Origin of the sequence: Streptomyces tubbatahanensis, assembly GCF_022699385.1 — a bacterium.
In the GTDB taxonomy this organism is placed as follows: domain Bacteria; phylum Actinomycetota; class Actinomycetes; order Streptomycetales; family Streptomycetaceae; genus Streptomyces; species Streptomyces diacarni.
Window position 1 is genome coordinate 5226000 of sequence record NZ_CP093846.1, and the last position, 23740, is coordinate 5249739.

Here is a 23740-nt window from a genome sequence, read left to right on the forward strand (position 1 = left end):
AAGCTGCGAGCTCTTTCGCCGGGTTGGGCCGCCGATCCGCTTTGGACCGGGCTGCCCTCCGCCGGGCTGGGCCGCCCACCGTCTGGGCCGGGCCGCCCACCGCCGGGTAGGGCCGCCCGTCGTCCGGGCGCGGCACCCGGGCGCGGCACCCGGCCTCGGCCCGGCCTCGGCCCGGCCTCGGCCCGGGTTCGGGTGCGCACGCGAACCCGGGTGCGCACGCGGGGGAGTGGCCGTCCCCCGCGGTGAGTACGGGCTGTGCGGGGGATGCCGGGGCGCCGCCTCTCCCGTCTGTCGGACCCGGGGACTAGCCTGCTACCTCAGGCATCTCACAGAAGGAAGTGACGGGGGAACGGGGCGTAGAGGGGGGAGTGCTGTGACCGGAGTGCGAGCCGCGCGGTGCGGGAGGCCACGATTCGGCGTGCTGCTGTGCGCGCCCTGTGCCGCGTGAACGCCCCCACGGGCCTCGCCGACTCCGTTCGCGCTTCCGTCGTGCGCATCGGGGCACCGCCCGAGGGGTACGACGGAAGCAGCGGCGGCGGCGTCAGCGGCGGCCGCGGTGACGGAGTGAGCGGTGACGAAGTGCGCGGGATCGCCGCGCCCCTCGCGGGGCGGCGCTCGTTCTGGGGGAGCGGGTTCTTCGTCGCGCCTGGTTGGGTCCTCACGTGTGCCCATGTCGTCGGCAAGGGCGCCGCGAGCGTGTGGAGGGGGGATCGCGCCATCGGCATCACGGTCGGCGACGACGCGCAGAGCACGGTGCTCCTCGGCGAGCTCGCGTTCGGGCTGCCGCTGCCCGACAACCCCGAAGAGCCGCCGGCGCCGTGGCCGTTCCCCGATCTGGCCCTCGTTCGGGTGCCGGACGCGACGGATGTGGACTGCCTGTGGCTGAGCGACCGCTCGGCCCTCACCCCGGCCGCCATCGGGCTGTACGGCTGGGTGCCGGGCCCGGAGCGCGGCGAGCAGATGTTCTTCACGGGGCTGGCGACGGCCACGGGCGTGCGGGGCCGCCCCCTGATGCTCAGCGGTGACGAGTTGACGGAAGGCTGCTCGGGCGGCCCGGTGCTGGACGAGCGGCGCGGTGCGGTGCTCGGCGTCAGCAAGGGCAAGGGCTCCCGCCCGCACACCGGGGTGGCCACGCGGGTCACGGCGCTGCGCAGGCTGTGCGACGCGGGGCCGCGAGGGGCGCGGGTGCTGCACGAGGTGCTGTCCGCGCACGACCGCTATCACCTGCGGCGCTATCACGGGTTCGGGCACAGCTGGTATCGCCAGCACGCGCGGCTGGGCCCCATGGGCGGGGAGCCGGCCTACGGGTTCACGGTGGACAGGCGAGCGGAGCTGTATGCGCTGTTCGCCGAGGTGGAGCCGCCGACGGGCGCCGGACAGGTGCTGCAACTGGCCAACGAGGCGCGGGACATGGTGCTGCGCCTCCCCTACACCCTGAACGAGCACGACCCGCGCTCCTGGCGGGAGGGCGCGGGCCTGCTCTACGAGCCACGGGACAGCGACGCGGCGGCGGAGGAGCCCTCGCCCGACCTGGCCCTGGAGGCGGTGGTGCTGTACGCCGCCAAGGTGGTCGCCGCACTCACCCGTTCGGGTGTGGCGGCGTCGCCGCATGCGGCGCGCGCCCTGGCGGAGCTGCGCGGCTGGGTGGAGCGCACCGCGCACACGCTGCTCAACGACGTGATCAGAGCCCGCGTCCCCACCGTGCTGGAGAGCCACCGTCCCGCGTCGGCGGCCAGGGCCAACGTGCTGGTGGAGGTGGAGCCCGACATCTACGGCTCAGGACGGCACGCCTGGCGGGTGCTGCTGGTCCGCTCGGCCGACAAGGACGAGCTGCTGGCCGGTGACGACGGCGTGGATGAGACCGAGGAGGACGGGGAGCGGGAGGAGTCCATCGTCGACCAGAGCCGCGAGGAGGTGCCGCGCTCCCGGCTGGAGGAGGCCGTGCGCGGTGCGCTGTCCCAGGCGCTCGACCAGTGCGACGTGGACGATCACCTGGCGGCGGTGGAGTTCCTGCTGCCGCGCGCGCTCTTCGACGAGCCGGTGGACGAGTGGCGGGTGCGTCCCTACGATCCTGACGATCCGTTCAATCCGCACGCTGTGCCGTTGGGGCAGCGCCGCCTGGTCGTGGTGCGTGACAGGTCGCGCAGGGACCACGGGTTCACCCCGGAGGCCCGGGCCAGGGCCGCCGCGGTGCTGGGTGGCCCGATGGAGGCCGTGCCGCTGCGGCGCGAGGTGCCCGTGTCCGGGCACGGCGCGTCGGCGCCCGAGGGCGGGCAGGCCGCATACGGGCGGCTGCTGGCCGCGCCGCCCGGTGCCGTTCCCGTGTACTGCGCGCGGGCGGGCAGCGGCCCGGGGGCCCGCGCCATGGCGGCGGCGCTCGGCGCGGGGCACGCGGTGGCGCTGTGGCGGCACTCGTGCGGCGACCAGCACGACCACGACGACTGCGAGGAGTTCCACGAGCGGGCCGCCGCGCTGCTGCGCCAGGTCCACTCGGCGCGGCAGCTTCCGCAGGAGATCAGGGCGCTGCGGAACACCAACGCCGACCTGGGCGACGGGGGGAGCTGGGACACGGAAGGAGCAACTGGCGTGAACAGTGCGCCAATTGACCACCCAGCGGCCTGGGCACGGCATATCGTCCTGCTTTACGATCCGCCCCACAGGACCATTGGGGACGAACCGTTGCGCGAACCACCGCTCATGCCCAGGCAGTCGACAGCGTTGAGGAGCACATCGTGAGCGATTGGCGCATCTACCGCGGCGCGGGTGTGCCGCACGAGGGTGTGCGGGGGCTGCCCGAGCCGCCCCCGTGGCGCGACTTCACCGGTGCCGGCACCGGACCCGACAGCCCGAACGGCGCGGAGGGTGACGACGCCGACGACACCGAAGGCGCCGACACCGCGCGGCGGCTGGGCGCGCGGCGGCGCCTGGTGGAGAGCCTGCATCCGCGGCCCGAGGAGGTGGAGGCGGTCAACGCGGCGCTGTATCTGCGCCGCCCCCTCCTGGTCACCGGCAACCCGGGCACCGGCAAGTCGACGCTCGCGCACGCGGTCGCGCACGAGCTGGGTCTCGGCCGGGTGCTCCGCTGGCCGATCGTCAGCCGTACGTCGCTGGCGGACGGGCTCTACCACTACGACGCGATCGGCAGACTCCAGGACGTCCAGCTGGACCGTGCCGTGGCCGGCGCGAGCGACTCGGCGCCCGCCCGTCCCCCGATCGGGTCGTATCTGCGGCTGGGCCCGCTGGGCACGGCGCTGCTGCCCGCGCAGGAGGGCCCCGACGGGGTGCCGCTGCCCCGGGTGCTGCTCGTCGACGAGCTGGACAAGAGCGATATCGACCTGCCCAGCGACCTGCTCAACGTCCTGGAGGACGGCGAGTTCACCATTCCGGAGCTGGAGCGCATCGCCGACCGCGAGCCGGTCACCGAGGTGCTGACCGCGGACGGCGACAAGGTCCCCATCGAGGGCGGGCGGGTGCGGTGCACGGCGTTCCCGTTCATCGTGCTGACCTCCAACGGCGAGCGGGACTTCCCGGCCGCGCTGCTGCGCCGGTGCATCCAGCTCGACCTCAAACCGCCGGGCGACAAGCAGCTCGCCGCGATGGTCTCCGCACATCTGGGAGAAGAGGCGCTTGAGGAGGGCGCCGAGCTGGTTCAGCGGTTCCTGCGCCGCGAGCCCGGGCAGGTCATCGCCACCGACCAGCTGCTCAACGCACTGTTCCTGACACAGCGCGCCTCGGGCGTCGAGAGGGTCACCCGCGACCGGCTCGCCGAGATGCTGCTGCGCCCCCTCGATCGCCCGAGGTGACCCGCTGATGAGCCCGGCGCCGCCCCCGCCGCGACGGCCGCGTGGCCGTGCGCGGTCCGAGGCGACCCCGCCGCGCCCCTCCACGGCCGTCCAGGAGGCCCTGGCCGAGGGCGAGGTGGCTCAGCTGGTGGCGCGGCTGCGGGCCGCCGGCTGGGAGCCCTCGTCCGAGGAAGTGGCCGAGGCGCTGTGGCTGGCGCGGTTCACCGCCCCCGGGCAGGCGGACGCCGCCGCGGGCGCCACCGGCTCGCCCAGGGCCGAGAGCGGAGCGCCGTCTCCGCAGCCGTCCGCACCGCCGACGCACGAGGACGAGGAGACGGAGCCTGACGAGGCACCGGCGGCGGCCACCGAGCGGACGGCGCCGGTGTCGCTGTTCGCGCCGCGCCGGCACGGGGGCGCGCCGTCCCCCGGCTTCCCGGTGCGCGCCCCGGCGGCGGGGTCACTGTCCGGGCTGCTGGAGTTGCAGCACGCGCTGCGCCCGCTGCACGGCTACCGGCCGCCGCTCCCCCCGGCGACGGGAGGGCTGGATGAGGCCGCCACCGCGGATTTGAGCGCCCGTTCCGCCACGGTGCTGCCCGTCTTCGGCACCGCGATCCGCCGCTACAGCGAGATCCAGCTCATCATGGACGCCTCGCCGACCGCGTCCGTGTGGCAGCCCACGCTGGAGCGGCTGCGCCAGACGTTCGAACAGCTCGGCGTCTTCCGCGACGTGCAGGTCCGCTACCTCTACCGCGCCCGTGACGGTTCCCCGCTCATCGGCACGGGACCGGCCGACGGCAGCACGCGGCTGCGCCCCGCGGACCAGTACCGCGACACCACGGGCCGGCGGCTCACCCTGGTCGTCAGCGACTGCGTGGGGGCGCTGTGGCAGGACGGCCGCGCCCAGCGGCTGCTGCACCACTGGTCAGGGCGCTCCCCGCTGGCCGTCGTCCAGCCGCTGCCGCCCCGCCTGTGGCCGCGCACGGCGCTGCCGGCCGAGCCGGGGACGCTGCTGCGGGAGCGCGGCTCCGGCGGGCGCGTCACGTTCGAGCCCGAGGGGTATGGTCCGCTGCCGCCCGCCGACGCGGTGGCCGTGCCCGTGCTGCTGCCGACGCCCGAGGCGCTGGGCAACTGGGCGCGGTTGCTGGGCAGCGGTGGTGAGCGCGCGGTCCCGGGGGCCGCCGCCTGGGTGCTGCCACGGCACCCGGCGATGCCGCCGCCGCGCGCCGCGCCGGGTGGCGTTCCGCCGCGCACGCTGCTGAGGGAGTTCCGCAACACCGCCTCGCCCGGTGCGCTGGACCTGGCCCTGCACCTGTCCGTCGTCCCGCTGCTGCTGCCGGTCATCCACCTCGTGCAGGAGGCGATGCTGCCGGACACGGGCCCGATGGAGCTGGCAGAGGTCCTGCTCTCGGGGTTGCTGACGCGGCTGCCCGGGGAGGAGTGCGAGGGGGAGGCGTCCGCGTACGGGCCGCGGTACACGTTCGCGCCGGGCGTGCGGGAGTTGCTGCTCCAGTCGCTGGACCAGAGCGCGGCCGTCCTCATGCTCAAACACCTGTCCGACCATGTGGAGCAGCGGTTCGGCAAGGGCACCCGCAACTTCGCGGCCCTGGCCGTCGCCCAGCTCACCGGGGAGGACGAGGAAGCGCCGCTGGTCTCGCCGCGGGACGACGACGAGGTCGACGAGCTGTTCGCCACCATCCCCGCCGAGGTGGTGCGCTTCTACCTGCCCGACGCGCACGCGGCCGACCAGGTGGCCGAAGCCGAGCGGCTGCTGGGCCAGTGGCGGGCCCAACGGGACATCCAACTGCTGTACAGGGCCCGTTCGGTGGGGGAGGCCGCACGCGCCGCCGACCGGGACAGCCCGCGCGCCCGGCTGGCCCTCGGCCGCGTCCTGCGCGCCCTCGCGGGGACGGCCGCCCAACGGCGCAGCCCGCAGGGCGCCGAACCGCTGCTGCGGGACGCCGCCGAACTGCTGACGGACGACGCCCCCGCCACCCTGCTGGAGCGGGCCGGTGTCGAGAACGACCTGTGGCAGGCCCGCGGAGGGGTGCGGCATCTGCTGCGCGCGGAGCGGCTGCTGCGCTCGTTGGCCGGCCGCCTCACGGGGGACACGGCGGACCCGGCGCTGCCGCCGGACGCCGAGCTGACCCGTAAACTCCGGCTGGGCCGGGTGCTGCTCGCGCTGGCCCACGCAGCACCCGAACACCGCCACAGGGCGGCCCTCGAGGCCGTCAGCGAACTCCGCGAAGTGAGCGACATGCTGGCTGACCGCGCGCCCGGGACCCCCGAGCACTCCAGCGCCCCCACCGACCCCGCGGCTCCGTCCTCCGGCCGGTCGGCGGAGGACGGCCGTCGCAAGGACGGCGCGGGTACCGAGCCGGTCACCCCGCTGGAGGCGTCCACGCGGGTGCCCGAGCCCGCCGCGTCACCGCCCGGAGGGGACGCGGCCACGCGGCGGAACCCGCCCTCCGTCCGGCAGGGCAGCCCCTCGGGCCGTTCTGCCACCGCCACGGAGCGCCGCGAGGAGGTGGCGGCCCAGCGCTGCGGTGTCCTGCTCGACCTGGCGTCCGCGCTGCGGCTGAGCGGCGCGCCGCCCGAGGAACGCCTGGAGGTGCTGACGCGGGCTGACGCGGTCGCGGGGGAGCGGACGGGCCTGCGGCTGCGCTGTGCCAGGGAACGCGCCCGCGTGCTGCGCGAGACCCACGACTGGGGGGCCGCCGCCCAGGCGTACACCGAAGCCGAACGGTTCACCCCGCCGGACAGCGTCCAGCGCGGCGAGTTGCTCACCGAGTGGGGGGAGATGCTGCTCACCGGCGCGGGCGACCTCTCCCGCGCCGAGGGCATCCTGCGCGAGGCGCTCACCCGCGCACCGACGGGCAGCCCCGCGGTGGCCCGTGCGGCACTGCTGCTGGGCCGCGTGCTGCTGCTGCGCTATGACGCGGAGGAGTTCAGGCCCGATCTGTACGAGGGCTGCCATCTGCTGGAGCAGGCGGCCCGGCAGGGCGCGGACGCGGAGAGCCGGGCGCAGGCGTGGCTGCGGCTGGGCAGGGCCCGTGCCCTGTTCCCCGCGGGGACGCCGCAGTCCCAGCAGGCGGGCGCGGAGCTCACCAGCGCGCTGGAGGAGGTGGCGGGCGTCCACGAGCGCGGGTCCCTGACGGTGGCCAGGGCGCTGCACGCGCGCGGCGACTTCCACCGCGCACAGGGCCGCGAGGTGGACGCGCTGGCCGACTACCGCGCGGCGGACGCCGAATGGCAGCTGCTGGCGGGCCACCTGGCTGATGTTCCGTGGGACGAGGTGCGTGACACCAGGGCCCGGGTGGCCGAATCGGGGCGCGCGTCGGGGGGGTGATCCGGGGGTCCGACGAGGTGCGTCGTACGTGTGCCGTGGCGTGAGGAGCGGCCGAATGCGACGGTCGTGTACTGCGAACGTGTTTCCGGATACCTGCTACGGGAAAGGAAAACCATCCGTGGCTACCGCCCCCTGGGCGGGGTTCTAGGGGAGGAGAAGAGCGTGGCCGTGCGGACCGATGGCACGTCCCGTGGCCCGGGCCCTCAGACCGAAGCGGCAACGCCGCCTCTGCCCGACCTGACGGGCGTGACTCTACGCGCGCTGAGGACCTGCGACGATCCTGCCGTCACGGCCGTGGTGGAGAACACCCTTCGCGACGGGGGAGAACTGTCGCGGATGTGGAGATCCGGCACGAACGGCGGGAACGGCAAGCACACGGAGGACGCCGCCCCGTCGGGCGCGTCCCGGGCGGGGGAACGGAAGAGCGTGTTTCGGACAATCTCCGGCTCTGCGCAGGGCGCCTACGGCCGGACGGGTACCGCGGGAGGGCGCGGAGCGGGTCGCCAGAACCCGCTGTGACCCGCCGCGATGACGCCATTCGACATACCGGACCTCCAACTGCGCCGGATGGGAGAGACCAGACCGCTGCCCGGGGAGGCGGCGGAGCTGGGCGCCTGGCTGCACTCGCGGCGTCTCGTCCTGCTCAAGGCGCTGTTGACGCGCGTGGAGCGCGCCCGTCCGCCCGAGCGGACCGCCCGCGTGCTGGACGCGCACTGGGCGCTGCTGGAGCAGGCCGAGTCCCACGACCCGGCCGCCGCGCGCTCGGCGCTCGGCTATCCCGCCGTCGGCAACTGGCTCGCGCGGACCCTGGAGGCCGGCCCTGAGGGACTGCCCACGGCGCTCGCCGGCTCCGGGCCGCTCGCCGCCGCCGTCGCCACGACCGCCGGAACCGCCTTCGGGCTCGACCTGCCGGCCCCCCGGGGACGGCTGACGCTGCCGGGCCTTGGCACGTACCTCACGGACGCCCCGTGCGTCCGTCTCGAAGCGGCGGGCGGCGGCGTGTCCTTCACCCCGCAGGGCGGCCGCACGGTCCGCCTGCCGCGTGCCGCCGTCCTCGGCCACGGATACGACGCGGAGCAGGCCCCCTGGCGTCCGCTGCGGGGCCTGGCGGGCGGTTTCGCGGTCCTGGACGACCGCGACCCCCATCTGGGCGACGGGACGCGCCACGCGGGTCTCGGCGGGCTGCGGCCCGTCACCCTCGGAGCGCCCGGCGAGGCGGACGCGTGGCACCGGATGTGGAAGCGGGCTCTCCGCCTGCTGCGGGAGGCCGACCGGGAGCGCGCGGCAGAGGTCACCGGACTGGTGCGCTCCCTGGTCCCCGTGCTGTGGAAGCCCCAAGGGCGCGCCAGCGCGACCCGGATGGCCGCGCCCTGGGCGGTGCTGGCGACGCGCCCGCACACGCCGGAGGAGCTGGCGGAGGTCCTCGTCCACGAGGTGCAGCACAGCAAACTCGCCGTTCTCGAAGGCGTGGTGCGGCTCAGCAGGCCGGGCACGGAAGCGGTCTTCCAGGTCGGCTGGCGCAGCGACCCCAGGCCGCTGGACGCCGTACTGCAGGGCACCTACGCGCACCTCGCCCTGGCCGACCTGTGGGACCGGCTCGCCCGCCGTGCCGCGGCAACGCCCGCCGAGCGGGCGGCCGCGCGGGGCCGCCGCGCGGACTACCTCACCCAGGTCGACCATGCTCTTTTCCTCCTTCTGGGCTCTGGTCAACTGACCCGCCAGGGCACAGAGTTCGTGGAGGGGATGCGCCGCCGCCACGCGCGGCTCACCGCCTCAGGCGGCCGGGACGCCCGCGGCGTCGCCGTCGCTGCCGACAAGCTCACAAACGGTCACTTTGGGTAGTCTTGCCGTACAGGTCGCCCCCGGGTGACGACGGCTGCTGGACGAGGGAGAACGCAGGCATGGTCGCTCAGCGGGAACCGGCTCGGGGCACCCCGCCCGGAGGCGAGTCCGAGCACTTCGTGGTGGTCTTCCCCGGCTACCACCGCGCCTGGGGCCACTGGATCGCGCACCGGCTGGAGAGTCACGGCCACCGCACCACGCTCCAGCGCTGGGACCCGGACCGCGAGCAGCCGCTGCACGAAGCGCTGGGCGACCTCCAGCTGGCCTCCGGTCGCGTGCTGCTGGTCATCAGCGACGTGTTCCTCCAGCTCGGCCCGCGCACCGAGGCCGACTGGAACACGGTGCTGCGCGGCTATGTGGCCGAGCACGCCGACCGGTTCGCCGCCGTCAACCTCACCAACCGCGAGCTGCTGCCGGCCACCGCGGTGCTGGAGCCGGTCAACCTGTGGGGCGTCGGCGAGGAGGAGGCCGAGCGCAGGCTGCTGAACCGGCTGGGGCTCAGCCCGCGCCGCGCGCCCGCGGCGCAGACCGGCTACACCAGCCGCTACCCCAACGACCCGCCGGACGTGTGGGGGGAGGTGCCGCGCCGCAACGGGCGCTTCACGGGCCGCGACGTGATCCTCAACGAGCTCCAGGAGCGGCTGATGGACGCGGAGCAGGGCGCGGCCGTGTGCGCGCTCGTCGGCATGGCGGGCATCGGCAAAACGCACATCGCGGCCGAGTACGCGCACCGCTTCGGCCCTGACTACGACGTCGTCTGGTGGGTCAACTGCGACCAGCGCAACACCCAGCGCGAGACGTTCGGGCAGCTCGCCGTCGAACTCGGGCTCGACCGCGCGGGCGACGTCGGCGAGCGGCTGCGTACCGTGCGGGAGGCGCTGCGCAAGAACACGCCCTCGGGGCGGTGGCTGCTCATCTTCGACGGCTGGGAGGACCCGGAGGAAGCCGCCACCTTCCTGCCGCACGGCGGCAGCGGCCACGTCCTGATCACCTCGCGCAACAAGAGCTGGCGCGCCGCCACCGACATCAAGCAGATCGCCGCCTTCCGCCGCGCCGAGTCCACCGGCTACCTGATGCGCCGCGCCCCGCACATCACCGCCGAGCAGGCCGACGAGGTGGCCGGCGAGTTCCAGGACCTGCCGCTCCAGCTCGCCCAGGCAGCGGCCTGGCTGGGCGAGGAGGGCATGGAGGTCCCCGAGTACCTGCGCATGGTGCGCGGCGTGGGGCTGACCCGGCTGGAGTCGGGCACCATGCCGGACGACTACCCGTACTCGTCGCTGACCTCCTGGTCGATGCTGCTGAACAAGCTGCGCAAGTCCGAGCCGCGCGCCGTCGACCTGCTCTCCCTGTGCGCGGTCTTCGCCCCCGGACGCATCCCGCTCGGCCTGGCGCGCGGCATCCCCGCCGCCGAACTGCCCGACAACCTGCGGTGGATCGCCAGCGACCGCTCCAGCTGGGCGCGTGCCCTCGACTCGCTGGTCAACTACTCGGTGATCACCCGCGAGTCGCGCGTCCAGGCCGGCGAGAGCGAGCAGAACGACTCGGTGCTGATGCACCAGGTCGTCCACAGCGTCATCAGCGAGCTGACCCAGGGCCGCAACAACGACGCCGTCCGCGGCACCGTGCACCGGCTGCTGGTCGAGGCCGACCCGGGCGCGCCGAACGACAGCCGCCAGTGGGGCCGCTACGCCGAGCTGCTGCCGCACCTGCTGCCGTCGATCGCGCCTTCCAGCAAGGAGCGCCGCGTCCAGGAGATGCTGCTGAACTGCCTGCGCTACTGCTACAACTCGGGCGAGTTCACGCTCGGAGCCGAGCTGGCAGCCAGCATCCGCACGGAGTGGGAGAGGTTCCTCGACTCCGACGCGCAGCAGATGCTCTCCCTCGCCACCCTCCAGGGGAACGTGCTGCGCGCGGCCGGACGCTTCCGTGAGGCGCAGATTCTCGACGCCGACCGGCTGGAGCGCCTCGCCGAGGTGCCCCGCTCCGAGGGCCCCTACGAGGAGGCCCTCATGGAGGCCACCAGCTGCCTGGCCGCCGACCTGCGGCTGCTCGGACAGTACGACGAGGCGCTGCAACGCCAGGAGAGAGTCGTCGAGGTCGCCCGCAGGCTCTACGGCCCGGATGAGGGCGCCAGCCTGCTGGCGCAGCACAACCTCGCCGTCGGACTCAGGCTGCTCGGCCGCTACGAGGAGGCCTACGACACCGACCTGGACACCCTGCGCGCCCGCGAACAGGTGCTGCGCGCCCGCCACCCCTACACGCTCGGCAGCGGCAACTCCTGCGCCCGCGACCTGCGCCTGCTGGGCCGCTACCAGGAGGCGCTGGCCCGCCAGGAGCTCGCCATGCGGCTCCAGCTCCAGGTGCTCGGGGCCCAGCACCCGCAGACGCTGATGGCCCGGCACAACCTGATGCTGTGCCAGCGCCGCGCGGGTACACCCCGGCAGGACATCGCGACCGCGATGGCGCTCCTGCTCGACCAGCAGGAACAGGTGCACAGCCGCGGTCACTACACGACGCTGTCCCTGATGACGGACTACGGCAACTTCCTGCGCGAGCACGGCGATCTGACGCTCGCACGGGAGCTGCTGACGGAGGCCGAGGACGGCTTCCGCGCCCTGCTGGGGCCCGCGCACCCGGTGCCGACCGCCATGCAGTCCAACGCGGGCCTCGTCCTGCAGATCGAGGGCGAACGCGACGGCGCCCTGAACATGTTCGAGCAGGCCCTCGCCGGCGTCACCTCGCTGCTGGGCCCCGACCACCCCGTCACCCTCGGGTGCGCGTTGAACACCAGCGGCGGCCGTCACCTCGCCGAGGCGCTGGAGGACGCCCACGAGCTCAGCCGTGACACGCTGGAGCGCTCCCGGCGCGTGCTGGGCGAGGACCATCCCCTCACCCTTTCGTGCATGGTGGCCCAGGCCATCGACCTGCGCTCCCTGCGCCGCCGCGACGAGGCCCGCGCGGTGGAGAGCGACGCGCTGGAGCGCCTGACCCGCTCCCTGGGCGCCCAGCACCAGCAGACCCTCTCCGCCCGGCAGCGCACCCGTCCTTACTGGGACTACGAGCCCTACCTGGGCTGAGCAGGCCCGGTCCGGCCCGGTCCGGTCCGGATCAGCCCGGGAGGCACGCGGCTCGGACGGCGCGCCTTCCGGACCGCCCGAGGCTCCGGACGCCCGAGGGCCCCCACCACGGTCGCGGTGGGGGCCCTCGGGCGCTTCTGCGGCAGGCGGCAGGCGTCAGGCGTCTCAGATGTCGAAGACGTCCTTGACGAGCTGCGCCTGCTCCTCCGCGTGCCGCTTGCCCGAGCCCACGGCGGGCGAGGACGAGGACGGCCGGGAGACGCGGCGCAGCCGGTCCGCGTTCGGCACGGGCTCCGAACCGATGATCAGGTCCAGGTGGTCGACCAGGTTGAGCGCGATGAACGGCCACGCGCCCTGGTTGGCCGGCTCCTCCTGGGCCCAGACGTACTTCTCGGCGTTGGTGAAGCGCGCCATCTCGGTCTGGATCTCCTTGCCGGGCAGCGGGTAGAGCCGCTCCAGCCGGATGATGGCGGTGTCCGTGAGGCCCCGCTTGGTCCGCTCCGCGTCCAGGTCGTAGTAAACCTTGCCGGAGCAGAAGATGACCTTGCGGACGTTCGCCGGGTCCAGTTCGCCGCTGTCGACGAGCGTGTCGCCGATGACCGGACGGAAGCCGCCTGTGGTGAACTCCTCCGCCTTGGAGGCCGCCGCCTTCATCCGCAGCATCGACTTCGGGGTGAAGACGACCAGCGGCTTGTGGTGCGGGTTGTGCACCTGCCAGCGCAGCAGGTGGAAGTAGTTCGACGGCAGCGTCGGCATGGCCACGGTCATGCTGTTCTGCGCGCACAGCTGGAGGAACCGCTCGATGCGGGCCGAGGAGTGGTCAGGGCCCTGACCCTCGTAGCCGTGCGGCAGGAGCAGGGTGACCCCGGAGGTCTGGGCCCACTTCTGCTCGGCCGAGGAGATGAACTCGTCGATGACCGTCTGGGCGCCGTTCATGAAGTCACCGAACTGCGCCTCCCACATCACCAGCGCGTCCGGGCGGGCCAGCGAGTAGCCGTACTCGAAGCCCATCGCCGCGTACTCGCTCAGCAGCGAGTCGTAGACGTTGTAGCGCGCCTGGTCCTCTGCCAGGTACAGCAGCGGGGTGTAGTCCTCGCCGGAGTTCTGGTCGAGCAGCACCGCGTGCCGCTGCCCGAACGTGCCGCGACGCGAGTCCTGGCCCGACAGCCTGACCGGCGTGCCCTCCATCAGGAGCGAGCCGATGGCCAGGGTCTCGCCCATCGCCCAGTCGATCGTGCCGTCCTCGACCATCTGCGCGCGGCGCTGGAGCTGCGGCAGCAGACGCGGGTGGACGGTGATCCGCTCGGGGATGTTGACCTGCGACTCGGCGATCCGCTTGACGACCTCCTGGGAGATCGCGGTGTCGAGACCGACGGGGAACTCCGCCTGCGGGACCGGCACCTCGGCGGCCGCCGGCTGCGACGTCGCGTCGCGGACCTCGGTGAAGACCTTCTCCAGCTGCCCCTGGAAGTCCTGGAGCGCCTGCTCGGCCTCCTCCAGGCTGATGTCGCCGCGCCCGATCAGCGACTCGGTGTAGAGCTTGCGCACCGAGCGCTTCTTGTCGATCAGGTGGTACATCAGCGGCTGGGTGAACGAGGGGTTGTCCGTCTCGTTGTGCCCGCGCCTGCGGTAGCAGATCAGGTCGATGACGACGTCCTTGTTGAACGCCTGCCGGTACTCGAAGGCCAGCCGGCCCGCGCGCACCACGGCCTCGGGGTCGTCGCCGTTGACGTGCAGGACCGGGGCCTCGATCATGCGGGCCACGTCCGTGGAGTACATCGACGAGCGCGCCGACTCGGGCGGCGCCGTGTACCCGACCTGGTTGTTGATGACGATGTGGATCGTGCCGCCGGTGCGGTAGCCCCGCAGCTGCGACATGTTCAGCGTCTCGGCCACCACGCCCTGGCCCGCGAAGGCCGCGTCGCCGTGCAGCGCGATCGGCAGCACCGTGAAGTCCGTGCCGCCCTTGCCGATGATGTCCTGCTTGGCGCGGGACACGCCCTCCACGACCGGGTCGACGGCCTCCAAGTGCGAGGGGTTGGCGGTCAGCGAGACCTTGATCTGCTCGCCGTCCAGGCCGGTGAAGACGCCCTCGGCGCCCAGGTGGTACTTCACGTCGCCCGAGCCGTGCATCGACTTCGGGTCGAGGTTGCCCTCGAACTCCCGGAAGATCTGCGCGTACGGCTTGCCCACGATGTTCGCCAGCACGTTGAGCCGGCCGCGGTGCGCCATGCCGATGACGGTCTCGTCCAGCCGCGACTCGGCGGCCGCGTCGATGACCGCGTCCAGCAGCGGGATGACGGACTCGCCGCCCTCCAGCGAGAACCGCTTCTGGCCCACGTACTTGGTCTGCAGGAACGTCTCGAACGCCTCGGCCGCGTTCAGCCTGCGCAGGATGCGCAGCTGCTCGTCGCGCTCCGGCTTGGAGTGCTGCCGCTCGATGCGGTCCTGGATCCACTTGCGCTGCTTGGGGTCCTGGATGTGCATGTACTCGATGCCGGTGGTGCGGCAGTACGAGTCACGCAGCACGCCCAGGATGTCGCGCAGCTTCATCATGGACTTGCCGGCGAAGCCGCCGACCGCGAACTCCCGCTCCAGGTCCCACAGGGTCAGACCGTGCTCGGTGATGTCCAGGTCGGGGTGCTTGCGCTGCTTGTACTCCAGCGGGTCGGTGTCGGCCATGATGTGGCCCCGGACCCGGTAGGAGTGGATCAGGTCGAAGACCCGCGCGGCCTTGGTGACGTCGTCGTCGTGCGAGGCGTCGATGTCCTGCATCCAGCGCACCGGCTCGTACGGGATGCGCAGCGCGCGGAAGATCTCGTCGTAGAAGTTGTCCTCGCCCAGCAGCAGCTGCGAGACCTTGCGCAGGAACTCGCCGGAGGCCGCACCCTGGATGACCCGGTGGTCGTAGGTGCTGGTGAGGGTCATCACCTTCGAGACGCCGAGCCGGTTGAGGGTGTCCTGCGAGGTGCCCTGGAACTCGGCCGGGTACTCCATCGCGCCGACGCCCATGATCAGGCCCTGGCCCGGCATCAGCCGCGGCACCGAGTGCACGGTGCCGATGCCGCCCGGGTTGGTCAGCGAGCAGGTGACGCCGGAGAAGTCCTCCATCGTCAGCTTGTTGTTCCTGGCCCGGCGGACGATGTCCTCGTAGGCCTGCCAGAACTCGAAGAAGGTCAGCGTCTCGGCCTTCTTGATGCCCGCCACGACCAGCTGGCGGTCGCCGTTCGGCTTCACCAGGTCGATGGCCAGACCCAGGTTCACGTGGTCCGGCTTGACCAGGGTGGGCTTGCCGTCCTTCTCGGTGAACGCGTAATTCATCGAGGGCATCGCCTTGAGCGCCTGCACCATGGCGTAGCCGATCAGGTGCGTGAACGACACCTTGCCGCCGCGGGCGCGCTTGAGGTGGTTGTTGATGACGATGCGGTTGTCGAACAGCAGCTTCACCGGCACCGCGCGCACGGACGTGGCCGTGGGCAGCTCCAGGGAGGCGTTCATGTTCTTGGCCACGGCCGCGGACGGGCCGCGCAGCGCCACGTACTCCGGACCCTCTGCCTGGCCCTCCGCCGCGGCCTTGTCGCCGCCCGCGGCCTTCGCCGCGCCCGCGGGCCGCGCCGCCGGCTTGGCGGCCGGCTTCGGCTCGGCCGCCTTCTGCTGCGGCTCGGCCTTGCGCTGAGGCGCGGCCGGCGCGGCGGCCTGCTGCGGCTGCGCCTGCTGCGCCTGCTGCGCCGGTGCGGCCTGCGCGGGGGCGCTCGCGGGCTGTGCGGCCTGCTGGGCCCGCGCCTGCGGCGCCGCGGAGGACGCCGGGGCCGGCGCGGCCTTCGGGGAGGCGTCCCGTGGGGTGCCCGCGCCATCCGGCGCCGCGGCCCCCTCGGAGGACTCCGGCTGATAGTCAGCGAAGAAGTCCCACCAGGCTCGGTCTACCGAGTTCGGGTCCTGGAGGTACTGCTGGTAGATCTCGTCGACGAGCCACTCGTTCGGCCCGAACGCCGGACCAGGGTCTTTACCCTGTCCGTCCTTCCGTTCCGTAGAGGTGCTCGATGAGCTGTTGGGGGACTGTGACGACACGGCGGCAACCGCCCTCTTCCGCTTCCTTAGGTGGTGGACAGCGGAAATAAAGGCTACGCCTCTCCTGGCGAGAGGCGTAGTCCGGGCGGCCCCTTGGTCACGTACGTCACATTAAGCAGCCGGTTTCGGGCCAGGACTTGGCGGGAATCACTCACGGTTTTACTTCGCGGACGGAACCGGTCACCCCGCCGAGCGCGTCCCCGGGCCTCCCGGCCGCGGGCCGGCGGCGGGTTAGCGCGGGTCGGCGGCTGGTCGGTGGCTGGCCGGCGGTGGGTCGGCGGTGGGAAAACGTCAACCAGGCTGTCCGGTCGTCCCCGGAAGAGTGAGCTGGATCCGGCAGCCGCGGGGCGATTCGGCCACCCGGATCGACCCGCCGTGCAACTCCACCGCCCAGCGCGCGATGGCCAGCCCCAGACCCGTGCCGCCTCCCGGGCTGATGCCCTGGGCACCCCGTGTGGACTCGGTGCTGTGCGTGCCGTTGAACCGGTCGAAGACCCGCTGCCGCTCGGCCTCGGGTATGCCGGGCCCCTCGTCCAGCACCTCGACCTCCAGGCTGTCGGCCGACCCGCCCGCTGCCGCCTCGCCCGGCCTGGCCCGTACCGTGACCCGGCCGTGCTGCGGGCTGTGCTTGACGGCGTTGTCGATCAGATTCGCCACCACCTGATGCAGCCGTTCGGGGTCGGCGTAAGCCGTCAGCTCGGGCGGCGAGACGTCCAGATGCAGGTGGACATCCTTACGGGAGTGCCCCGAGCCCTTGCTCATGTTGGCCTCCTTCAGCACGCCCGCCAGGTACGGCCACACCTCGAAACGCCGCGAGTGCAACGGGACGACACCGCTGTCCAGCCGGGAGAGGTCCAGCAGGTGCGCCACCAGGCGGCCCAGCCGCTCGGTCTGCGACAGTGCAGTGCGCATCGTCTCCGGATCGGCCTCGGAGACGCCGTCGACCACGTTCTCCAGGACGGCCCGCAGCGCGGCGATCGGGGTGCGCAGCTCGTGCGACACGTTCGCGACCAGCTCCTTGCGGTGCTGGTCGACGGCCTCCAGGTCGGCCGCCATCCGGTTGAAGTTCTCGGCCAGTTCTCCGAACTCGTCCCGCCTCCCGCCGCGCACCCGGCGGGAGTAGTCGCCGTCCGCCATCGCCTTGGCCGCGTCCGTCATCTCGTCCAGCGGCGCCGTCACCGACTGCGCCACGAACTGGGTGATCAGCAGCGAGGCCACGATCGAGATGATGGTGATGACCCGCAGCTCGGTCGCCGACTGCACCGCGAAGAGCGCCAGCAGTGTGGTGATCACCACGGAGACGATCACCAGCGCGCCGAGCGCCGCCTTGACCGACCTGTACGGGTCCAGGGGCCGCAGACCCTCCCACAGCCGGTCCCACCAGTGGGAGCCGAGGCGGGCCGCCGCGGAGCGCTTCCAGCGGCTCAGCAAGCGGGCCGGCAGCGTCGGCGGCCCGGGAGGGTCGCCACGACCGGGAGGGCCGCAGGGCCCCGAAGGACCGGAGCCCGGTGAGCCGGATGAGCCGTGCGAGCTGTGGGGGCCGGAGGAACCGGAGGAACCGGAGGGGCTGGACACCGAAGCGGACACGCGCGCCGTCCCGCCGCCCGTCAGGAGCTCTCCGTCGCGGCGCCCGTCACCGGCGCGGGCGCGCCGTCGGGGCCTGGGGTCTCCAGCGCGTACCCCACCCCGTGCACCGTGCGGATGCGCTCGGCGCCGATCTTGCGCCGCAGGGCCTTGATGTGGCTGTCCACGGTGCGCGTACCGGACGCGTCGGCCCAGTCCCACACCTCGGCCAGCAGCTGCTCGCGGGAGAGCACGGCGCGCGGGGAGTGCGCCAGGCACACCAGCAGGTCGAACTCGGTCGGCGTCAGGTGCACGTCCTCGCCGCCGACGCGGACCCGCCGCTGGGCGTGGTCGATCTCCAGTTCGCCGAGCCTGAGTATGCCGTTGCGCGGCGTGCTCGCCGCCTGCGTCGCCCGCTCGACCCGGCGCAGCAGCACGTGCACCCGCGCCGCGACCTCGCGCATCGAGAACGGCTTGGTCATGTAGTCGTCGGCCCCCACGCCGAGACCCACCAGCATGTCCGTCTCGTCGTCCCGCGCGGTCAGCATCAGCACCGGAACAGGACGCTGCGCCTGCACGCGGCGGCAGACCTCCAGGCCGTCGAAGCCGGGCAGCATCACGTCCAGCACCAGCAGGTCGGGCTGCCAGGCCTCGGCCGTGTCGACCGCGGCGGGCCCGTCACCTGCCGTCTGCACCTGGAAGCCCTCCGCGCGCAGCCGCCGCGCTATCGCGTCGACGATGGTCGGATCGTCCTCCACGACGAGAATGCGTCGCTGAGCACCGGGGGTGGTCGCGGCGACGGCTCCGCCAGCTGTCTGAGTGGTGTTCTTCTGGTCCATACGACCCCGCCCCTGTGGCTCTTCCGGCTTTCTTGGAACAGCAGCGTAAGGGCCTGCTACACCGCTCGGCTACGCCGGTCGGGCTGCGAAGTGGACCACGTCGGGGACGCCTCGGACGACCGGGATCTCATCCGTCCGAACACGGCAGAACCCCGCATTCGCGAGTGATCGTTCGAATGCGGACGAGGGCTGGGCCGACCAGACGGCGAGGACGCCGCCCGGAGTGAGCGCCTCCCGGCAGGCCGCCAGGCCGGTCGGCGAGTAGAGCGAGGAGTTGTCGTCGGTGACGGTCCACTCGGGGCCGTTGTCGATGTCCAGGCACAGCGCGTCGAAACGCCCGCCGTCGGCCGCCGCCTCGCGCACGTACGCCACCAGGTCGGCCTCCACCAGCGCGGTCCGCGGATCCGCCAGGGCGTCGGCGGAGAGCCCGGAGAGCGGCCCTGTGCGGTGCCAGTCGAGGATCGCCGGCTCGCGCTCCACCACGGTGACACCGCCCCAGCGCGGCTCCGCCGCCGCCTCCGCGAGCGAGAAACCGACCCCCAGCCCGCCGATCAGGAGCCGCGGGTTCTCGCGGGCGTCGAGCTCCTCCAGTGCCGCGCGCACCAGCAGCCGCTCGGAGCGCCCGTCCGAGGTGTCCATCAGGAAGCAGCCGTTGGCGATGATCTCGTAGTGCGCGCCGCGCTGCCGTAGGACGACCTCGCCCCACGGGCCCTCACGCCGTTCGAGAGCGACGGGGTCATCGGTGGCCGGGAGGCCCGGGAGAGGGGCGGCGGGATGCGACATGAGGGCAGCGTAGGCCGGAACCCCTCAGCTGGTGGGCGCGGTGATCGCTGAGAGCGAACGGCCCCTCGGGGGACTGGGGGAACATCCGGGGCATCAAAAGCATTGAGTGGGTACTACTCAACTTGCCTGCCTAGGGAGAGATCATGGCTGCTGAGTCTGTTGAATCCACGGAGCCCCAGTCCGCACCGCTCGCCCTGCCCGTGCTGCCGATCGACGCCGAGGACGGCGTCGTGCTGCCGGGAATGGTGGTGCCGCTGGAGCTCTCGGACAGCGATGTGCGGGCAGCTGTGGACGCCGCGAAGTCGGCCGCGTCCACGGCGTCCGCTCCCGAGGGTGCGTCGGCCGGGTCCGAGGGAGCGGCCCCGGCGGACAAGCCGCGCGTGCTGCTCGTCCCGCGAGTCGAGGGCACGTACGCCGGCATCGGTGTCGAAGGGCGCGTGGAGCAGACCGGACGCCTCGCCGACGGCGACCCCGGCGCCCTCATCCGCGCCCTGCGCCGCGTCCGCGTCGGAACGGGCACGAGTGGTCCCGGCGCCGCCCTGTGGGTGCTGGGCACGCCCGTCGCCGAACCGGTGCCCGACCCCCTGCCGGGGCAGGTCGTCGAACAGATGAAGGAGTACAAGGCCCTCATCACCGACTGGCTGCGCAAGCGCGGCGCCTGGCAGGTCGTGGACCGGGTGCAGCAGATCGACGACGTGGCCCAGCTCGCCGACAACGCCGGCTACTCCCCGTTCCTGACCACCGAGCAGAAGCTCAAGCTGCTCGAGACCACCGACCCCGTCGAACGGCTGCGGCTCGCCACCGCCGCACTCCGCGACCACCTGGCCGAACAGGACGTGGCCGAGTCCATCGCCAAGGACGTCCAGGAGGGCGTCGAGGCGCAGCAGCGCGAGTTCCTGCTCCGCCGCCAGCTGGAAGCCGTCCGCAAGGAACTGGCCGAGCTCAACGGCGACCCGGAGGGCGAGGGCGAGGACTACCGCGCCCGCGTCGAGGCCGCCGACCTGCCCGAGGAGGTCAAAAAGGCCGCCCTCAAGGAGGTCGACAAGCTGGAGCGCTCCAGCGACCAGTCGCCCGAGGGAAGCTGGATCCGCACCTGGCTGGACACGGTCCTGGAGATGCCGTGGAACGTCCGCACCGAGGACGCCTACGACATCACCGGTGCCCAGGCCGTCCTCGACGCCGACCACGCCGGGCTGCAGGACGTCAAGGAACGCATCACCGAGTACCTCGCCGTACGCAAGCGGCGCACCGAGCGCGGCCTCGGTGTCGTCGGCGGGCGGCGCGGGGGAGCGGTGCTGGCGCTGACGGGTCCCCCCGGTGTCGGCAAGACCTCGCTGGGCGAGTCCGTGGCCCGCGCGATGGGACGGAAGTTCGTCCGCGTGGCGCTGGGCGGCGTCCGCGACGAGGCCGAGGTCCGCGGCCACCGGCGCACGTACGTCGGCGCCCAGCCGGGACGCGTCGTCCGCGCCATCAAGGAGGCGGGGTCGATGAACCCGGTCGTCCTGCTGGACGAGGTCGACAAGGTCGGCTCCGACTTCCGCGGCGATCCGGCGGCAGCGCTGCTGGAGGTGCTGGACCCGGCGCAGAACCACACCTTCCGCGACCACTACCTGGAGGTCGAGCTCGACCTCTCGGACGTCGTCTTCCTGGCGACGGCCAACGTACTGGAAGCCATCCCGCAGCCCCTGCTCGACCGCATGGAGGTCGTCGAACTCGACGGCTACACCGAGGACGAGAAGGTCACCATCGCCCGCGACCACCTGCTGCCCCGGCAACTGGAGCGCGCGGGACTCGCCGAGGGCGAGGTCACCCTGGAGGAGCCGGCGCTGCGCAAGCTCGCCGCCGAGTACACCCGCGAGGCGGGCGTGCGCTCCCTGGAGCGGGCCGTGCAGCGGGTGCTGCGCAAGGTCGCGGCCCGGCAGCAGCTGGGCCAGGCCGAGCTGCCGTACACCGTCGGCGTGGACGAGCTGCGTACGCTCATCGGCCGCCCCCGGCACACGCCCGAGGCCGCCCAGGACCCGGCCGAGCGGCGCACCGCCGTCCCCGGCGTCGCGACCGGTCTGGCCGTCACCGGCTCAGGTGGTGACGTGCTCTTCGTCGAGGCGTCCCTGGCCGACCCCGAGACCGGCGCCTCAGGGCTGACCCTGACCGGACAGCTGGGCGACGTGATGAAGGAGTCCGCGCACATCGCCCTCTCCTACCTGCGCTCGCGCGGCGCGGAGCTGGAACTGCCCGTCGGCGACCTCAAGGAACGCGGCATCCACCTGCACGTACCCGCGGGCGCCGTCCCCAAGGACGGGCCCAGCGCGGGCGTCACCATGACGACGGCCCTGGCCTCGCTGCTGAGCGGACGCCAGGTGCGGCCCGAGGTCGCCATGACGGGAGAGGTCTCGTTGACGGGCCGGGTGCTGCCCATCGGCGGCGTCAAGCAGAAGCTCCTGGCGGCTCACCGCGCCGGTGTGACCACCGTGATCATCCCCAAGCGCAACGAGCCCGACCTGGACGACGTGCCCGAGGAGGTGCTCGACGGCCTCGACGTCCACCCCGTCTCCGACGTCCGCCAGGTCCTGGAGCTGGCCCTGACCCCCGCACAGAGCCCCGCCCGGCAGACCCCGGTCGCGGCGTGACGGACGCGACCGGCACACGAGTGGCCCCCGCCTCCGGGCGGGGGCCACTCACTGTCAGTCCCACAGAGTGCTCGAACGGCTCAGCCGTTGCTGGCCAGCACCTTCAGCCGGTCCATCGACCCGTTGAAGTAGTTGTGGTCGCCGACGGTGGGGCCGCTGGAGGTGTACTGCCAGAAGGTGTAGAAGCCCCAGCCGGCCGGGAGGGTGCCGGGGGAGGAGGCGTAGCGGGCGACCCAGAGGGGGTTGGAGTTGCCGAAGGCGCTGCTGTTGCCGGTGCACTGGGTCCACCAGCTGGTGGTCGTGTAGATGACCGCGTCCCGCCCGGTGCGCGCCTTGTACGTGCTGGTGAAGTCCTTGATCCAGTTCACCATGGCGCTCTTGCTCAGGCCGTAGCAGGTCGCGCCGTACGGGTTGTACTCGATGTCGAGCACGCCGGGCAGCGTCTTGCCGTCCTTGCTCCAGCCGCCGCCGTTTCCGGCGAAGTAGTTGGCCTGGGTGGCGCCGCTGGAGGTGTTGGGCGTCGCGAAGTGGTAGGCCCCGCGGATCATGCCCACGTTGTAGGAGCCGTTGTACTGCTGCGTGAAGTACGGGTTCTTGTAGCTCGTCGACTCGGTGGCCTTGACGTAGGCGAAGCGGACACCGCTGTTCCACAGCGTCGACCACGCGACGTTGCCCTGATGGCTGCTGACGTCGACGCCGTGCACCGTCGCGGCCAGACCCGCACGCGCCCTGTCGGGCGGGGTGCCGTCGGTCTTGTCCGACTCGTGCATCCGCACACCGGCGCCCATCCAGGCCTCACCACGCTCGGCGGGCGCCTTGGGGTTGCCGCGCAGTCCTTCCACGTCCGTGACGGCCTGGTCCGACCTGGCCGCCTTCGTGTCTGCTTCCCCGTCGCCGGGAGCCGCCGACGCCGCGCCCGGAAGAGCCAGTACGAGCGCGAGCAGGGAGACGAACATCCCGATGACAGCCGCGAGTCCGCGTCTGTGACGGGCCGTACCGGATCTGAAGCTGGGCATCTCTGCCTCCGGAGCCTCGGTGGTGGGGGTCTGGTACGTGCGTAGTATTTACCGATGTGGGGGGTTTTGTGCTGCGACGCGCGGAGTGACAGTCGCTCCACTGGAATGGGCATGTCATGTGTGAAGGTACGCGCGTAGACCGACCGGGCGGAAGATGCCCCACCGTCCGCCGTTGGTCTAATCCTGCGAAATACTGGCGGAGCTGGGACTATCGCGCTCGCTGGAGATAAGTTTCTTCATGGAAAACGCCGGAGACACCGCCCCCGCCGCTGGGACGCCCGGAAACACCCCCGCGCAGGCCTCGCCCGCCACGGCCCACGCGGACCCCGCCGAGCTGTTCGGCCCCGAATGCCTCGACGTGGAACGCGAATTGGCGGTCTTCCTGCGGCGCGCCCGCTCCTCCTCGGGGGAGATGGCACGCCAGGTCCACCCCGACCTGGAGCCCGCCGCCTACGGTCTCCTCGTCCGCCTCGAGGACGCCGGCGAACAGCGGGCGACGGAACTGGCCGGCTACTTCGGAGTCGGCAAGGCGACGATAAGCCGTCAACTGCACGCACTGGAGGCTCTCGGCCTCGTCGAGCGCCGGCCTGACCCGAAGGACCGCCGCGCCTCGCTGGTACTCCTCACCGACGAGGGGCGCAGGCGGTTCACCCGGGTGCGGGACGCGCGACGGCTCTCCTACGCCCGCAAGCTCGCCGCCTGGGACCGCGGGGAGATCGCCGAGCTGGCCCGCCTCCTCCACCGCCTGAACTCCCTGGCCGACCAGGAGGAGTGAACAGTCCTCCATCCCTCTCCCG

12 protein-coding genes are annotated in these 23740 nt (G+C 72.7%); 7 read left to right on the top strand and 5 right to left on the bottom strand.

Going from position 1 to position 23740, the window contains the following annotated elements; genetic code table 11:
- Positions 1 to 444: 444 nt before the first annotated feature.
- The 5 genes from MMF93_RS22635 to fxsT all read left to right on the top strand — a co-directional run bounded on the left by MMF93_RS22635 (position 445) and on the right by fxsT (position 12047).
- A complete protein-coding gene (locus MMF93_RS22635; protein WP_242754335.1) occupies positions 445 to 2736 on the top strand; it encodes a VMAP-C domain-containing protein in 2292 nt (763 codons plus the stop codon).
- Complete coding sequence (locus tag MMF93_RS22640; RefSeq protein WP_242754337.1) at positions 2733 to 3803, top strand: AAA family ATPase; 1071 nt, start codon at positions 2733 to 2735, stop codon at positions 3801 to 3803. The genes MMF93_RS22635 and MMF93_RS22640 overlap by 4 nt, the downstream gene beginning before the upstream one ends.
- A gap of 7 nt (positions 3804 to 3810) precedes the next feature.
- Positions 3811 to 7128, top strand: coding sequence for an SAV_2336 N-terminal domain-related protein (locus tag MMF93_RS22645; protein ID WP_242754339.1), 3318 nt, complete (start codon positions 3811 to 3813; stop codon positions 7126 to 7128).
- 567 nt (positions 7129 to 7695) lie between these two features.
- Positions 7696 to 8970: an aKG-HExxH-type peptide beta-hydroxylase gene (locus MMF93_RS22650; protein ID WP_242754340.1), complete on the top strand. Its 1275-nt coding sequence runs from the start codon at positions 7696 to 7698 to the stop codon at positions 8968 to 8970.
- 59 nt (positions 8971 to 9029) lie between these two features.
- Entirely contained in the window at positions 9030 to 12047 is a 3018-nt protein-coding gene (fxsT, locus tag MMF93_RS22655) for an FxSxx-COOH system tetratricopeptide repeat protein (RefSeq protein ID WP_242754341.1), read from the top strand.
- Between the two features lie 165 nt (positions 12048 to 12212).
- On the opposite strand, the gene MMF93_RS22660 is transcribed toward fxsT, so the two are convergent.
- The 4 genes from MMF93_RS22660 to MMF93_RS22675 all read right to left on the bottom strand — a co-directional run bounded on the left by MMF93_RS22660 (position 12213) and on the right by MMF93_RS22675 (position 19300).
- Entirely contained in the window at positions 12213 to 16115 is a 3903-nt protein-coding gene (locus tag MMF93_RS22660) for a multifunctional oxoglutarate decarboxylase/oxoglutarate dehydrogenase thiamine pyrophosphate-binding subunit/dihydrolipoyllysine-residue succinyltransferase subunit (RefSeq protein ID WP_242754342.1), read from the bottom strand.
- A gap of 291 nt (positions 16116 to 16406) precedes the next feature.
- Positions 16407 to 17546 (bottom strand): HAMP domain-containing sensor histidine kinase, encoded by a 1140-nt coding sequence (locus MMF93_RS22665; RefSeq protein ID WP_423835500.1) that lies wholly within the window; start codon positions 17544 to 17546, stop codon positions 16407 to 16409.
- A gap of 176 nt (positions 17547 to 17722) precedes the next feature.
- Positions 17723 to 18517, bottom strand: a complete 795-nt coding sequence (locus MMF93_RS22670) for a response regulator transcription factor (RefSeq protein WP_114023889.1) — start codon at positions 18515 to 18517, stop codon at positions 17723 to 17725.
- Between the two features lie 69 nt (positions 18518 to 18586).
- Positions 18587 to 19300, bottom strand: a complete 714-nt coding sequence (locus tag MMF93_RS22675; protein WP_242754343.1) for a spermidine synthase family protein — start codon at positions 19298 to 19300, stop codon at positions 18587 to 18589.
- A gap of 143 nt (positions 19301 to 19443) precedes the next feature.
- Between MMF93_RS22675 and lon the strand changes: the two genes are divergently transcribed.
- Positions 19444 to 21927, top strand: a complete 2484-nt coding sequence (lon, locus tag MMF93_RS22680; protein WP_242754344.1) for an endopeptidase La — start codon at positions 19444 to 19446, stop codon at positions 21925 to 21927.
- A gap of 80 nt (positions 21928 to 22007) precedes the next feature.
- Here lon and MMF93_RS22685 read toward each other — a convergent pair whose 3' ends face one another.
- On the bottom strand, positions 22008 to 22943 hold the full coding sequence (locus MMF93_RS22685; protein WP_242754345.1) for a lysozyme: 936 nt from the start codon (positions 22941 to 22943) through the stop codon (positions 22008 to 22010).
- Positions 22944 to 23181: 238 nt separating this feature from the next.
- Between MMF93_RS22685 and MMF93_RS22690 the strand changes: the two genes are divergently transcribed.
- Positions 23182 to 23718, top strand: a complete 537-nt coding sequence (locus tag MMF93_RS22690; RefSeq protein WP_242754347.1) for a MarR family winged helix-turn-helix transcriptional regulator — start codon at positions 23182 to 23184, stop codon at positions 23716 to 23718.
- Positions 23719 to 23740 lie beyond the last annotated feature (22 nt).

Excerpts from the sequence above, each read along its gene's own strand:
- MMF93_RS22685 (WP_242754345.1), bottom strand. The coding sequence starts at position 22,943 with ATGCCCAGCTTCAGATCCGGTACGGCCCGTCACAGACGCGGACTCGCG.
- MMF93_RS22670 (WP_114023889.1), bottom strand. The coding sequence starts at position 18,517 with ATGGACCAGAAGAACACCACTCAGACAGCTGGCGGAGCCGTCGCCGCG.
- MMF93_RS22675 (WP_242754343.1), bottom strand. The coding sequence starts at position 19,300 with ATGTCGCATCCCGCCGCCCCTCTCCCGGGCCTCCCGGCCACCGATGAC.
- MMF93_RS22690 (WP_242754347.1), top strand. The coding sequence starts at position 23,182 with ATGGAAAACGCCGGAGACACCGCCCCCGCCGCTGGGACGCCCGGAAAC.
- MMF93_RS22645 (WP_242754339.1), top strand. The coding sequence starts at position 3,811 with ATGAGCCCGGCGCCGCCCCCGCCGCGACGGCCGCGTGGCCGTGCGCGG.
- MMF93_RS22650 (WP_242754340.1), top strand. The coding sequence starts at position 7,696 with ATGGGAGAGACCAGACCGCTGCCCGGGGAGGCGGCGGAGCTGGGCGCC.
- fxsT (WP_242754341.1), top strand. The coding sequence starts at position 9,030 with ATGGTCGCTCAGCGGGAACCGGCTCGGGGCACCCCGCCCGGAGGCGAG.
- lon (WP_242754344.1), top strand. The coding sequence starts at position 19,444 with ATGGCTGCTGAGTCTGTTGAATCCACGGAGCCCCAGTCCGCACCGCTC.